The organism is Marinobacter sp. G11 (genome assembly GCF_021282325.1).
Classification (GTDB): Bacteria; Pseudomonadota; Gammaproteobacteria; order Pseudomonadales; family Oleiphilaceae; genus Marinobacter; species Marinobacter vinifirmus.
The window spans coordinates 130,849-144,165 of sequence record NZ_JAJSPB010000006.1 but is presented as its reverse complement, the minus strand read 5'-3'; the positions used below and the strand labels follow the sequence as shown (position 1 = coordinate 144,165).

Genomic DNA, 13,317 nt, shown 5'->3' with positions numbered 1-13,317 from the left:
TGCGCTCCTTTGTTCCTATATTTTTGTTACCAGCAGTCGGCAGGCTCCCGCAAGCCGGATGGGTTGGCATTATCCACCGTGATTTTCAGAGGATCACAGTCCGTGTCAGACGCCTGGACCCCGGTGGGGTCTGCCTCGATGACGTAACTGTTACCCGTGGCGCTTGCTATGCTGATGGTATAGTAGCCATCAGGGCTGGAACTGGAAAAATCCAGACCTGAAACTGAAAGGTCAGACGTATACGACGAATTGTTCCCCCGCCATTTTTCCATTTCCAGACGCAAGTCCATTAGCGTTGTCTGGCCGTCTGACCGGCGGCTTTTTTCCACATAACTCTGATAGGAAGGATAGGCAATGGCGGCCAGAATGCCAATTACCGCCACCACTATCATCAGCTCAATCAGGGTGAAGCCCTGCTGCTTTATGTTCATTTAATTACTCTCCTGAGGATCATCATTGCACACGAAACTGACAGCTTTGTCCCCTATCCAGTCAAACGGTCCATCAGGGAAATTGATACTATTATCCGGTTCCGGCGTGCAAGAAACATCCACATCCACAGGCTCACCGTTTTCATCCCTGAAGCCCACTTCTACCGACCCATCCCAGCCAACCTCCTGGAAGGTCTGGTTGTTTTTATTCCCGGTTATTTCTGTCGTGGTGTAATAAGGGAGCGTAAATTCCATTGGGCCAGATTCAACCGAATCTGCCTGATCGCGCGTTAAGGCTTGCTCCCAGGTCATGGCAGAAGTGCGCAGACGAAAGTTTGCGAGCTTGGTTTGATCAGAAACTCCCTCAATACTAACCGTCGCGGTGAGCGTGTATTTATTGGATGCGGGCGTTGCCGGGTTGAACGGACAGCTGTCCTCAACACCGTAGAGAGACCAATCTTCTGAATCTTCATTAAATGCAAGGTTGTCAGGATTCAAACAAACAAAAGCGCCAGGAACACCAGTAAATAAAGAAGCATCTTTTTTGGTTAACGCCCCTCTACAGATCTTATTCCCGCCCAAGTCTGCCACCATAAAATCATGCCCGGGATAAATTGGCGGCTCATCATCACTAGCCGGCAATACTGCTCCATCTTTAATTCCAACGGTTCGATAGATTCCAACATTCGTATCCGGATCTACCGCCATGTTACCGTTTTCGTCCTTGAGATACTTCATCCCTCTGTAAACACGCCTTGTTGCTCGTTGAGGGCCATACGGAGAGTTATCAGCATAGCTTGGATCGCCCATACAGGCGTCGATCGGATCCGGCGAGATCACGCCAATATTACCGCTCCAACCACCGCCCAGGTAGCATGTATAATTAAAATACTTGTGCCCATTTCGTTCGGGCAACCTATTCGAATTATCCTCCAAGTAATCATCCAACAAGTATGCACTATCTCCATCTTTTACATAGCGATTACAGTAAGCCGCATCAGATGCAATGACAAACACTTCGTCATAGCTGAAATTATTTTTCAAACCATCATCAAAATAAATAGTGCCGTTGATCTTCACAAAATCTGAACAGACGCCGTCAACGTTACAAGCTTCCTGAAGAGTGAGAACGACGTCGTAGCCATCGTTCTCATCATTATCACGAAGCAACAACCGGTCATTCTCATCAAAAGCTTCTTTCATACCATCCGGGTTTGTAGCTTCAACTTCGCCATCAAACTCGATTCCCCCCAACACAGCTTTACCAGTTGGTGATGCAATAGCTGAGGTACGCTCTTGTTCTGCAGCGGCAGCTGCCAGAGTCGGATCTTCGAATGTCAGAACACTGTTTAATGTTACTGAATCTGCTTCACCGGCTCGATCTTCCCAGGCCACGGTTACTTCCACATTAAAATAGTTTCCTGGCTGCTCTACCTCCCAAGAGCGCGAGAACTCGGCATTAACACCATCAATCGGGTTGCTCGGATCGAAGTCACTGACCAAAAGGTCCTCAAAGTTGTCCTGATTTGTTTCCGCCCGGAACTCCTCAATCTTCTCCTCAGCCAGCGCCAACGCTTCTAACCGCGCTTTGTTTTCTCCACTGCCTGAGACCAGCTTGGTATGAAAAGTTGCAATCGCCATCAAACCAAAGCCAAGCACGGCTGTCGCAACCATCGCTTCAATCAGAGAGAAGCCTTTTGAAGCTCCGCTTTTATCCATCGAAAAAAACATAGCGTCTTCTCCCTTTAATTGTTCTCAAAGTCCCGCCAGCCGCCAGATGAGGCAGCTACCGGGCCACTATTTCGGGTTTTCTGAAGAACCGATGAGTTATACATGACCTCCAAAGAGCCTGTGAAATCCGTTGAATCAGAGCTGGCTATGAAGGCTCCGTTGACCAAAACATTACCATTACCGGAAACATCCCCGTCACCTAACACCACAACAATTCCATTAACCACTGGCGTACCCGAGAAGCTAGGCTCACCATCAATTATCAAAATGACCGGTTTATCCTCAGTTCCAATGACACTGTTTGAACCAAAACTTGGGTCGCCTTCTATCCAGATTACTTCGCTCTTCATGCCGTCAGTAGTGCCAGCCTCAGCTGGTAATAAATCCTTGGTTACCATCGTTTTTCGATAATCTTTTGGGCTCATCCCAAAAAAGTTCCGGAAAAACTCTACCTCTGAGAGCGACGAAAGGTTGGAATCATACTCAACAACATCCAGGCCGAGTTCGTCCCGGGTAGAGGATTGAATGACATCAGGATCTCCACTGCTGTCTTTGCAGCCCCCGACATCATCCATACAAGCTGGGTAATCCGGGTTAGTCGGGTTAGCGATGTTTGTTTCGCTGGCGTTGTTCTGGCTTAAATCAACATTCCCACCCGCCCAGATGGTTGAATGGCCTTCAGGGTTAGTGACTTTTGCCGCACCGCCAATCACTGCGGTGCCTTTTGTTGTCAGAGGGTTATTCGGCACATTCGGCAACGGGTCGATTTTGGCAATGGTTTGCCAGACCGTTCTGGTGGCGGAACCGTCTGCCGCTAACCCAACTGACCGTATAGTTACACGAAAATCGTCATCGTCTGTAGGGATTACGGAGGGTGAGCCACTTAAGTCATCATCTGGCCCGAAGAGCGTGATGGTTGTCGTTGCACCACTTTCCAGGGGTAGCACGTTAGAAGTACCCGGATTCTCGCCATCCGAGCCAATCACCAACGGGTCGACTTCCCCGTTATCATCCCGGTCCATATCTTCAGTCAGATACGCCATCGCCCGGCGAATGCCCGCTTCAGCCGCCTGGAAGGCTTCTTTGCTGCGAGCATCCGCATTGGTGATCCGCTGCTCCATCAGCACGCTGCGGCTGGTGTAAAAGCTTACCAGCGTGATCAACACCAGAATGGTTACGGTGATCAGCAAAGTGGCGGCGCCACGCTGTGAACGTAAGGCGTTCCTATTGAGCTTATTCATTCAAATGACCTCACCAGATCGTTACGCACACGCACTCTTTGAGTTAGGCTTGCCCGTACTTCCTCGTCATCCACAAGCTCCCCCACCATGGTGATGGTGACTACGCGGGTTTCCGCTGTGACATAAAACTCGTCGTTGGTGCCACCGAGAGATTCGTTGGGGGATGTCTGATAACAATCCAGCTCCTCGGGATTATCCAGCGTGCCATTGCCATCTTCATCATGCTCATTGGGCTCGTTAGACACCAAGCAGGTGGAGCCTGGCTGCAAGTCAAAAGTGAGTTCGGTAATAGTCACAACATTGGTGTCGTTCATGGCAGCCCAAGTGCCGTTCGTGCAGCTATTTATGTCGCCACTTGTGTCGCCTTCTTCGCGCATTTCAACGGCGCCATTGTTGAGCCGGAAACCGAACAGGTCGGAATTATCGACTGAATCGTCCTCCTCAGAATCATAGGCATAAACGATGCAACTGCCTGATCCATTTGGTCGATATATGTCATCGGGGTTGTCCGCTAAATTCACGGTTTCAACCTGATTATTGTCATCAGCCATTGAGTCATGCACCTCCAGAGCGGTGCCATCTTTGGCATTGGGAGATGAAGACACCTCCGAGAAAGGGTTGTCCTCAAGGGACACACCCTCGTCAGCGAAATTTCTATTCCAAATACCTGCCCGGCGAATATCGTTTGTCATCACCGACATCACAGCACCCATCTCCAAATTTAGCTTGCTGCTCTTCAGGGTAGTACCGCTACTACTTATGACCGCCAGGTAAACCGTCATCACGCCGCCAATAACAATTAGGCCGACGATCAGCCCCACCATTAGTTCTATAAGTGTCAGACCTTTTTGGCGGACTAGGGAGAGTGAGGTGCAAAAATTTACAGGTTGTTTGTTCAGCATGAGGAGTACCCTCCCACTGAGTCATCAGGTGTACACAAACGAACCTGGCCAAGCTTACCCACCTGTATTCGCAGGTTCTTTCCCTGAGGTGACGTAAATTCAAGAGCGTAGGGGCTATTTCCCCAGGCGTCCTCTATCACTCCCCGGCGATTGGAGATTTCCATTTCTTCGCTACTACCGCCACCAACAATGCTCATCAATACCCCTTGGTGATCCTGGTTATCGAATACCATCAGCATCAGGTCGCCGGTGTCCACCGATCCATCGCCCGGGTCCAGATTGCCGTCACCATCACTCACGACAATGACACAAGCGTCTGTACCGTCATGGCTTGCGACTGACGGATCACACCCCTGGGTTTGGCTCATGCCGTAACGCCAGTTGTCAGTACCATCCGCCGAGAAAACCAGGTAAATCGGTGTTGACCGGGCCAGAGACTCGGTTCGGGCTTGCTGCACCAAACCGTATAACTCTTCAGCGGCGGAGATAACGCGGTGCCGATCAAAAAAAGAACTCATGCTCGGTAGAGCAATTGACGCAACAATGGCCAGTACCAATAGGGTGATCATCAACTCTATTAACGTGAAACCACTATTTTTCCGGGCAGGTTTGGACTGCATAGGGATTTGCACCTTGGAAATTTTCCTTTTCAGCATACGAGAAGAGAATAGCCGGTCAGTTTTAACCAATGCCAGGCTATTCGGACAAAAGGACGTTCAGGGGCGATAAACGACAGGGAAAGTTACAGATTTGTGATGCGGATCAAAACCGCCTCACCGCCGAGGTCATTCAACCTCGACGGCATCAATCCGCAGCTCACGGGGCATGGAGAACACAATATTCTCCTCTCGCCCTTCCACTTCATGGGGCTCTTCTCCGCCCAGTTCTTTCAGGCGGCTAATCACTTCAGCCACCAGTACTTCCGGGGCGGAGGCGCCGGCGGTCACGCCAATGGCAAATTTGTCTTCGAGCCATTGCGGGTCAATCTGCGAGGCTTCGTCGATCAGGTAAGCGGGCGTGCCCATGCGTTCGGCCAGCTCCCGCAGGCGGTTGGAGTTGGAGCTGTTGGGGGAGCCCACTACCAGCATCAGGTCGCAGTCGTTGGCCAGTTGTTTCACTGCATCCTGGCGGTTCTGGGTGGCGTAGCAGATGTCGTCCTTGCGGGGGCCCTCGATTTGCGGGAACTTGGCCCGCAGGGCGTCGATTACCCGGGCGGTGTCGTCCATGGAGAGGGTGGTCTGGGTGACGTAGGCGAGGCGGCTGGGGTCTTTCACTTCCAGCTTTTGTACGTCCGCTTCGTCTTCTACCAGGTAGATGTCGCCGCCGTTGCTGTGGTCGTACTGGCCCATAGTGCCTTCCACTTCCGGGTGGCCATGGTGGCCGATGAGGATGCATTCGCGGCCGTCGCGGCTGTAGCGCATCACTTCCATATGCACCTTGGTGACCAGCGGGCAGGTGGCGTCGAATACTTTCAGGCCGCGGCGGGCGGCTTCGTTCTGTACCGCCTGGGAGACGCCATGGGCACTGAAGATCACCAGTTTGTCATCCGGCACTTCGTCCAACTCGTCCACAAAGATCGCGCCGCGCTCCCGCAGGTTGCTCACCACGAACTTGTTGTGGACCACTTCGTGGCGCACGTAGATGGGCGCCCCGAACACGTCCAGCGCGCGGTTTACGATTTCTATGGCGCGGTCTACGCCGGCACAGAAGCCACGGGGGTTAGCGAGTCGGATTTGCATAGTCAGTGTGTCGGCCCTGCTGGTTCAACGTCGATAATCTGCACTTCAAACTGCAGTGTATGCCCTGCCAGCGGGTGATTAAAGTCCACATCCACCTGGTCACCTTCCACCCGTTTGACCACGCCGGGCAGTTCCTGCTGGCGGGCGTCGGCGAAGGAGACCACTACGCCTGGCTCCAGCACCATGTCGGCGCTGAATTCATGGCGCTTGAAGGTCTGCACGTTGCTGGGGTTGTGCTGGCCGAAGGCTTTTTCCGGCGGTACTTCAAAGGTTTTGTGGTCACCGGCTTTCAGGCCCATCAGGTAGGCTTCAAAGTTCTCCGGCAGGTTTTCGTCGCCGATTTCCAGGGTGGCCGGTTCTTTGTCGAAGGTGGTGTCCACGGTTTCGCCGTCTTCAAACTTGAGGGCGAAGTGCAGTTTTACACGGGTTCCCTTGTCGATGGGCAGTTCTTTCATGGGAATCAGTTGCTCCTGTCGGCATCGCCGCTGTTGTCAGCGGGTTTGCGGAATGCGTCGATGATCATCATGGCAGCGCCGATGGTGATGGCAGTGTCGGCCAGGTTGAAGGCCGGGAAGTGCCAGTCCTGCCAGTAGAAATGCAGGAAGTCCACCACGTAGCCATGCACCACCCGGTCGTATACGTTGCCGATGGCGCCACCGAGGATCAATACGATGGCGATGGCGGTCCAGGTTTCATGGGCTTTGAGTTTTCTCAGCCAGCCCACCAGCACCACGCTGACCACAACAGCCAGGGTCACGAAGAACCAGCGCTGCCAGCCGGCGGCGTCTGCCAGGAAGCTGAACGCGGCGCCGGTGTTGTGCAGCAGGGTCAGGTTGAAGCTGGGCAGCACCGGTACCGGGTTACCGTAGGTGAGCATGGCGGTGGCCATGGCCTTGGTACCCAGGTCGATGGCGACCACCAGTACCGCCAGCCACAACCACTTCAGTTTGCTGCCTGCCCTGCCCTCAGTCATGACAGCGTCCATCAGGCGTAGGCGCGGGTTTCGCCCGGGCCTTCCACGTTGGTGACGCAGCGGCCACACAGGTCGCTGTGCTGCTCGTTCTGGCCCACGTCTTCACGGTGGTGCCAGCAGCGCTCGCACTTGGCGTGGGAAGCCGGGATTACTTTCACCAGCAGGCCTTCCACGTTGGTTTGCTCCACGCCGGCCGCTTCGCTCACCGGCTTCACGGTGGCTTCGGAGGTGATCAGCACAAAGCGCAGTTCTTCACCCAGGTGGTTCAGGCGCTCGGCCAGGCTACCTTCGCAGTACAGGGTGACTTCCGCACTCAAAGAGCCTTTGATCTCGCCACGGGCACGGGCCTCTTCCAGGCACTTGTTAACCGCTTCTTTCACGGCGTAGATCTCACGCCAGTAGTCGCGGCCCAGCTCGAAGTCTTCCGGCAGCGCCGTCAGGCCTTCGTACCAGGTTTCGTAGAACACGGTGTCGCCACGCTTGCCCGGCAGGTGCTGCCAGATTTCGTCGGCGGTGAAGCTCAGGATCGGGGCAATCCAGCGCACCAGGGCTTCGGCCACATGGTACAGCGCGGTCTGGCAGGACCGCCGCGCCAGGCTGTCGGCCTGGGTGGTGTACTGGCGGTCTTTGATGATGTCCAGGTAGAAGCCGCCCAGGGTGGCTTCGCAGAAGTTGTACACCTTCTGGTAAATCCGCAGGAAGGCATAGTTGCCGTAGTCTTCGTGCAGTTCGTTCTGAAGCTGCAGGGCACGGTCTACCATCCAGCGGTCCAAGGCAATCATGTCTTCCGGAGCTACCATGTGCTGTTCGGGATCAAACCCGGTCAGGTTGCTCAGCAGGAAGCGGGCGGTGTTCCGGATACGGCGGTAGCCGTCTGCCGTCTGGCGCAGGATGTCCTTGGAAACGGTCATCTCGCCGCTGTAGTCGGTGGCAGATACCCACAAACGCAGGATGTCTGCGCCCAGTTCGTTCATCACTTCCTGGGGGGCGATTACGTTGCCCATGGATTTGGACATCTTGTGGCCCTTGCCGTCCACGGTGAAGCCGTGGGTCAGCACCTGCTTGTACGGGGCCACGCCATTCATGGCGATGGAGGTTTTCAGGGACGACTGGAACCAGCCACGGTGCTGGTCAGAGCCTTCCAGGTACATATCGGCCGGGAACTGGCCCAGTTCTTCGCGTACCCGGAGTACGGAGTCGTGGGTGACGCCGGAATCAAACCAGACATCCAGGGTATCCAGGACTTTTTCGTACTGGTCGGCGTCTGCGCCCAGCAGTTCGTTCTGGTCGATGTCGTACCAGGCGTCGATGCCGCCGGTTTCCACCGCCTGGGCGACTTTCTCGATCAGCTCCTGGGTGTTCGGGTGCAGCTCCTGGGTTTCCTTGTGGATAAACAGGGTGATCGGCACACCCCAGGTGCGCTGACGGGAGATACACCAGTCCGGGCTCTGCTCGAACATGGCTTCGATACGGTTCTGGCCCCAACCCGGCACCCAGCGGATGCCCTTGATGGCTTCCAGGGCATCGGCGCGCAGGTTGAGCTTGTCCATGCTGATGAACCACTGAGGGGTGGCCCGGTAGATCAGCGGGGTCTTGGTACGCCAGCAGTGCGGGTAGCTGTGGCGGAATTTCTCGGAGCGCACCAGTTTGCCTTCACGCTCCAGGGCGGCACAAACCGGCTCGTCGGCCTTGTACACGTGCACCCCGGCAAATTCGCCAGCGGCTTCGGTGTAGGTGCCGTCAGCCTTCACCAGGTTGAGGGTGCCAATGCCGTATTCCTTGCCCACCACGAAGTCTTCCATACCGTGGTCTGGCGCGGTGTGTACCGCACCGGTACCGGCGTCCAGGGAGACGTGGTCGCCCAACAGCACCGGCACCTGCTTGTCGTACACCGGATGGTGCAGCAGCTGGTTTTCCAGGGCAGAACCGGCCACGTTGGCCAGCACCTTGTAGTCTTCCACGCCCCAGCGAGACATGATGCCCTGCACCATGTCGGTGGCCAGGATCATGCGCTCGGCGCCGTGGCCCACATCGACCTGTACCAGTGCGTATTCGATATCGGCACCGATGGACACCGCCTGGTTGGCGGGGATGGTCCAGGGGGTGGTGGTCCAGATCACCAGGGAGACATCGCCCTCGCCTTCGCTGGTTCCGAAGGTGTTCAGCACGGCGTCCTGATCCACGGCGGCGAAACGCACGTCGATCTGGGTAGAAGTTTTGTCCTGGTATTCAACTTCGGCTTCTGCCAGTGCGGACTGACCAACCACACTCCAGTAAACCGGCTTGAATCCACGCACCAGGTGGCCCTTGGCCACGATCTTGCCCAGCGCCCGCACGATGCCCGCTTCTACTTTCGGGTCCATGGTCAGGTAGGGCTTGTCCCACTCGCCCATCACGCCCAGGCGGATAAAGTCGGCTTTCTGGCCTTCGATCTGCTTGGAGGCGTAATCGCGACAGGCCTGGCGGAAGGTTTTATAGTCCACCTTCACACCGGCTTTGCCGATTTCCTGCTCTACCTTGTGTTCGATGGGCAGACCGTGGCAATCCCAGCCGGGCACGTAGGGTGCGTCAAAGCCCATAAAGCTGCGGGATTTCACGATCATGTCTTTCAGGATCTTGTTGACCGCATGCCCGATGTGAATGCTGCCGTTGGCGTAGGGAGGGCCATCGTGCAGGATGAACTTTTCCCGGCCTTCGCGCTGCTTGCGCAGGTTGCCGTATACGTTCAGGTCCTGCCAGTGCTTGAGCATGTCCGGCTCGCGCTTGGCCAGGTTACCGCGCATGGGAAACGCGGTTTCCGGCAGATTCAGGGTATGCTTGTAGTCGCTCATGTCTTTGTGCGTACTCTTGGTTGGTCAGTTGAATCAGGTTTCCGGCGTGGCGGGGTTATCCGCCAGCCAGGCCCGGGCATTGTCAAAATCCCGGGCGATCTGTTGGCGGAGTTCGTCAACAGAGTCGAATTTCACTTCGTCCCGCAGGCCATGGCGGAACACCACTTCCAGGTGCTGGCCATAAAGTGTGCCAGCAAAGTCGAACAGGTGCACTTCCAGCGACGGCCGCTTGCCGTCGACCGTGGGGCGCAGGCCGATGTTGGCTACACCATCGCACCATTCGCCGGTTTCCAGACGGGCCCGCACCACGTAAACGCCCCGCAGTGCCGGCATCTGGTTCAGCAAAATGTTGGCGGTGGGCGCGTTGAGTTGCCGGCCTAACTGGCGGCCATAAACAATGCGGCCATGGATGCGGTAAGGATGCCCAAGCAGGCGCTCGGCCTCTTCCAGGCCATTCACATTCAAGGCATTGCGCACCCGGGTACTGCTGACACGTTCGCCATCAACGGTCACTGTACGGGTGTTCTCCACCGTAAAGCCCCGCTCCTGCCCCACACTTTCCAGCAGCTTGAAGTCGCCAGCCCGGTCGCAACCGAATCGGAAGTCGTCGCCTACCACCAGGTGGCGAACGCCCAGACCGCTGATCAGCACATCTTCAATAAAGCCCATGCCGGAATAGCTGCGGAAGGTTTCATCGAACCGGATGCACAGCACCACATCCACGCCTTCGGCCAGCAGGGCCTCGAACTTCTGGCGAAACGGCATCAACCGGGGCGGCGCTTCCGCGCCTTCGAAGAATTCCCGGGGCTGCGGTTCGAAAATCATCACCACCGCAGGCACGCCCAGCTGCGAAGCTTTCTGTTTGACCTGATCAATAATGGTTTTATGGCCCAGGTGCACGCCATCGAAGTTGCCGATGGTGGCCACGCAGCCGCCGGCCAGCGGGGAACCCGCTTGCCCGGACAGGCGCTTAAGATTGGTCAGGCCTCGAATCAGACGCATGTACTGCGAACCTTAACTTGCCAGCTGGCTTTTTGGCGCACCGGCCCGAGAGGCGATACGCTGGTGAGAAAACGCGCGATTATACCCCAGGAGCGGGTGTGGTAGAAATCACAGCGCCTTACTTCTGGCGGAATTGCCGTATCCGCACGCCGGCAACGGCCAACGCCACAAAATAAGCCAGCACACCCGCGGCCACCAGAATGGTCATTTCCGTAGCCCTTTGCAGGCCACCAAGGGCCAGCCACTGGCTGACTGGAACATTCAGCCAGAGAATGACTGCGGCCAGCGCGCCATTGGCGACAGCAAGTTGTAACAGAAACTTCGGCCAGCCGGGCTGGCTCTTCCATGCACCTTCCTTGCGCAAGCCGCGCCAGAGCAGGTAGCCGTTTAACCAGGCTGACAACGAGGTAGCCAGGGCCAGGCCCGCATGCGCCAGCGGCACGATCAACGCCAGATTGAAGGCCATATTCGCCACCATGGCAATCACCCCGATTTTTACCGGGGTTTTGGTGTCTTCCCGGGAGAAAAAGCCCGGCGCCAGCACCTTGATCAACATGAAGGCCAAAAGCCCCGCCGAATACGCTCGAAGACTCTGGGCCGACATCGCCACATCCCGGTCGGTCACTTCGCCGTAATGGAACAGCGTGGCGATCAGGGGCTCCGCCAGCAGGGCCAGGGCCACCGCCGCCGGCAGGCCGATCAGCAGAACGGCCCGCACGGCCCAGTCGAGGGTGGCGGCAAACTGGTCTTCCGAAGCCGCTGCGTGCTTGCGGGATAAGCTGGGCAGAATGACCGTAGCGATGGCAATACCGAACACACCCAGCGGCAGCTCAGACAGCCGGTCTGAGTAATACAGCCAGGACACGCTGCCGGTTTGCAGGAACGACGCCAGCACCGTGTCCAGCAACAGGTTGATCTGGCTGACCGACACACCGAAAAGCGCCGGGGCCATCAACTTGAGAATCCGGCTGACACCCTCGTGTTTGTAATCCACCCGGGGCCTTGGCAGCAGGCCCAGGCGCATCAGGAACGGTAACTGGAAGAACAGCTGCAGGGCGCCAGCAATGAACACACCCCAGGCCAGCGCCATTACCGGCTCATCCATTACCGGAGTCAGGAAAATGGCGGCAGCGATCATGGCCAGGTTCAGCAACACCGGGGTAAACGCAGGTACCGCGAACCGGTCGTAACTGTTCAGGATGCCGCCGGCAAAGGCGGTCAGTGAAATCAGCAACAGGTACGGAAAGGTAATGCGCAGCATGTCGCTGGTCAGGGCGAATTTGACGTCATCATCCAGGAACCCCGGCGCAAACACCGCGGTCAGTACCGGCGCACCGAGCATGGCCACCAGCGTGACCGCCAGCAACACCAGCCCGAGGGAGCCGGCCACGGCATCCACCAGGCGCTTTACCTCGGAGATATCCTGGTTCTCCCGGTAGGACGACAACACCGGCACAAAGGCCTGGGAGAACGCCCCTTCAGCGAACAAACGGCGCAGGAAATTGGGAATCTTGAACGCCACGAAGAAGGCATCGGCCCCGGCTCCCGCTCCGAAATAGCGGGCAATCACCATATCCCGCACCAGCCCCAGCACCCGGGACAGCATGGTCATAATACCGACCACGCCGGACGAGCGCAGTAAGCCCGGCGCTTTCGGGGGTTCCTGAACGGAAGGCTGCTGTTCTGTTGGTCGGGGTTCCGAAGGCATGGTTTTGGGGTCCGGAATTCTGGGTTCGCGCCGGGCTGGCGTTTCGGTAATCCACAAGGCGGGGCTTGTTGCGGGCCCAGGCCCCGTGAGACGATGCGGGAGTGTACCACAGGCCTCCGGAGCAGAGGGATTACCGGCGGCTTCGGCCTTGACATTTCGGGCGTTCAGCGGCATAGTTCCGCGTCATTTATTTCGACGCGCTGGTTTTGGCGCGCCCGCGATCTAAACATATTCGATTTTTTAGCAACGAATTTCAGGAGTTTTACGGTGGCAAATTCCCCGCAAGCCAAAAAGCGCGCTCGTCAGAACGAGAAAAACCGCAAGCACAACGCCAGCCTGCGTTCCATGGCACGTACTTACATGAAGAAAGTAGACGCCCAGATCAAAGCTGGCGACTACGAAGGTGCCCAGGCCGCCCTGAAGCAGGCCCAGCCCGTTCTGGACAGCATGGTTAACAAAGGCATCTTCGCCAAGAACAAGGTTGCTCGTCATAAGAGCCGCCTGAACGCCAAGATCAAGGCCCTGAAAGCTGCCTGAATCTTGCGCTCATAAAAAAACCGGCCTCGCGCCGGTTTTTTTGTGCCTGGAATCCGGCTGAAGCGCCGGAAAAGCCTAGTGTCCCGTCTGGCTAATTCCTTAATCTACTGCTTGCCTCTGAGGACTCTGAGAAGCCGAAAAGCGTCGTTCTGCTGTCTCGATTTGGAACCACCAAACCTTCACCAGCACGCCTAGCTCTTCGGCTTCTCAGAAGCTCAGTAG

At 56.5% G+C, this 13,317-nt stretch carries 12 protein-coding genes; 1 reads left to right on the top strand and 11 read right to left on the bottom strand.

The features are described 5' to 3' along the window. Positions 1 to 26 precede the first annotated feature (26 nt). The 11 genes from LWH94_RS06140 to murJ all read right to left on the bottom strand — a co-directional run bounded on the left by LWH94_RS06140 (position 27) and on the right by murJ (position 12,558). The gene (locus LWH94_RS06140) at positions 27 to 431 is read right to left on the bottom strand and encodes a type IV pilin protein (protein WP_269802497.1); all 405 of its coding nucleotides are present in this window, start codon (positions 429 to 431) and stop codon (positions 27 to 29) included. Then, positions 432 to 2,162 (bottom strand): type IV pilus modification PilV family protein, encoded by a 1,731-nt coding sequence (locus tag LWH94_RS06130; RefSeq protein WP_232901557.1) that lies wholly within the window; start codon positions 2,160 to 2,162, stop codon positions 432 to 434. A gap of 14 nt (positions 2,163 to 2,176) precedes the next feature. Beyond that, positions 2,177 to 3,403: a pilus assembly PilX family protein gene (locus LWH94_RS06125; RefSeq protein ID WP_232901556.1), complete on the bottom strand. Its 1,227-nt coding sequence runs from the start codon at positions 3,401 to 3,403 to the stop codon at positions 2,177 to 2,179. Then, positions 3,400 to 4,305 (bottom strand): PilW family protein, encoded by a 906-nt coding sequence (locus tag LWH94_RS06120; protein WP_232901555.1) that lies wholly within the window; start codon positions 4,303 to 4,305, stop codon positions 3,400 to 3,402. Before LWH94_RS06120 ends, LWH94_RS06125 begins: the two co-directional genes overlap by 4 nt. Continuing rightward, the gene (locus LWH94_RS06115; RefSeq protein ID WP_232901554.1) at positions 4,299 to 4,925 is read right to left on the bottom strand and encodes a pilus assembly FimT family protein; all 627 of its coding nucleotides are present in this window, start codon (positions 4,923 to 4,925) and stop codon (positions 4,299 to 4,301) included. The genes LWH94_RS06120 and LWH94_RS06115 overlap by 7 nt, the downstream gene beginning before the upstream one ends. 165 nt (positions 4,926 to 5,090) lie before the next feature. After that, entirely contained in the window at positions 5,091 to 6,044 is a 954-nt protein-coding gene (gene ispH / locus LWH94_RS06110; RefSeq protein ID WP_232901553.1) for a 4-hydroxy-3-methylbut-2-enyl diphosphate reductase, read from the bottom strand. A gap of 2 nt (positions 6,045 to 6,046) precedes the next feature. Next, positions 6,047 to 6,499 (bottom strand): FKBP-type peptidyl-prolyl cis-trans isomerase, encoded by a 453-nt coding sequence (gene fkpB, locus LWH94_RS06105; protein ID WP_022987762.1) that lies wholly within the window; start codon positions 6,497 to 6,499, stop codon positions 6,047 to 6,049. Between the two features lie 5 nt (positions 6,500 to 6,504). Continuing rightward, positions 6,505 to 7,029 carry a signal peptidase II gene (gene lspA, locus LWH94_RS06100; RefSeq protein ID WP_232901552.1) on the bottom strand — a complete coding sequence of 175 codons (525 nt, stop codon included), beginning with the start codon at positions 7,027 to 7,029 and terminating at the stop codon, positions 6,505 to 6,507. Beyond that, a complete protein-coding gene (ileS, locus tag LWH94_RS06095) occupies positions 7,029 to 9,848 on the bottom strand; it encodes an isoleucine--tRNA ligase (protein ID WP_232901551.1) in 2,820 nt (939 codons plus the stop codon). Before ileS ends, lspA begins: the two co-directional genes overlap by 1 nt. Before the next feature lie 33 nt (positions 9,849 to 9,881). After that, positions 9,882 to 10,850, bottom strand: coding sequence for a bifunctional riboflavin kinase/FAD synthetase (ribF, locus tag LWH94_RS06090; protein ID WP_232901550.1), 969 nt, complete (start codon positions 10,848 to 10,850; stop codon positions 9,882 to 9,884). A 118-nt stretch (positions 10,851 to 10,968) separates the two neighbouring features. Further along, positions 10,969 to 12,558, bottom strand: coding sequence for a murein biosynthesis integral membrane protein MurJ (gene murJ, locus LWH94_RS06085; protein WP_269802496.1), 1,590 nt, complete (start codon positions 12,556 to 12,558; stop codon positions 10,969 to 10,971). 267 nt (positions 12,559 to 12,825) lie between these two features. Between murJ and rpsT the strand changes: the two genes are divergently transcribed. Then, a complete protein-coding gene (gene rpsT, locus LWH94_RS06080; RefSeq protein ID WP_022987757.1) occupies positions 12,826 to 13,095 on the top strand; it encodes a 30S ribosomal protein S20 in 270 nt (89 codons plus the stop codon). The last annotated feature ends 222 nt before the right edge of the window (positions 13,096 to 13,317 follow it).

Coding starts and splice junctions, on each gene's coding strand:
- LWH94_RS06115 (WP_232901554.1), bottom strand. CDS start 4,925: ATGCAGTCCAAACCTGCCCGGAAAAATAGTGGTTTCACGTTAATAGAG.
- ispH (WP_232901553.1), bottom strand. CDS start 6,044: ATGCAAATCCGACTCGCTAACCCCCGTGGCTTCTGTGCCGGCGTAGAC.
- lspA (WP_232901552.1), bottom strand. CDS start 7,029: ATGGACGCTGTCATGACTGAGGGCAGGGCAGGCAGCAAACTGAAGTGG.
- fkpB (WP_022987762.1), bottom strand. CDS start 6,499: ATGAAAGAACTGCCCATCGACAAGGGAACCCGTGTAAAACTGCACTTC.
- LWH94_RS06130 (WP_232901557.1), bottom strand. CDS start 2,162: ATGTTTTTTTCGATGGATAAAAGCGGAGCTTCAAAAGGCTTCTCTCTG.
- murJ (WP_269802496.1), bottom strand. CDS start 12,558: ATGCCTTCGGAACCCCGACCAACAGAACAGCAGCCTTCCGTTCAGGAA.
- LWH94_RS06140 (WP_269802497.1), bottom strand. CDS start 431: ATGAACATAAAGCAGCAGGGCTTCACCCTGATTGAGCTGATGATAGTG.
- ileS (WP_232901551.1), bottom strand. CDS start 9,848: ATGAGCGACTACAAGCATACCCTGAATCTGCCGGAAACCGCGTTTCCC.
- LWH94_RS06120 (WP_232901555.1), bottom strand. CDS start 4,305: ATGCTGAACAAACAACCTGTAAATTTTTGCACCTCACTCTCCCTAGTC.
- ribF (WP_232901550.1), bottom strand. CDS start 10,850: ATGCGTCTGATTCGAGGCCTGACCAATCTTAAGCGCCTGTCCGGGCAA.
- LWH94_RS06125 (WP_232901556.1), bottom strand. CDS start 3,403: ATGAATAAGCTCAATAGGAACGCCTTACGTTCACAGCGTGGCGCCGCC.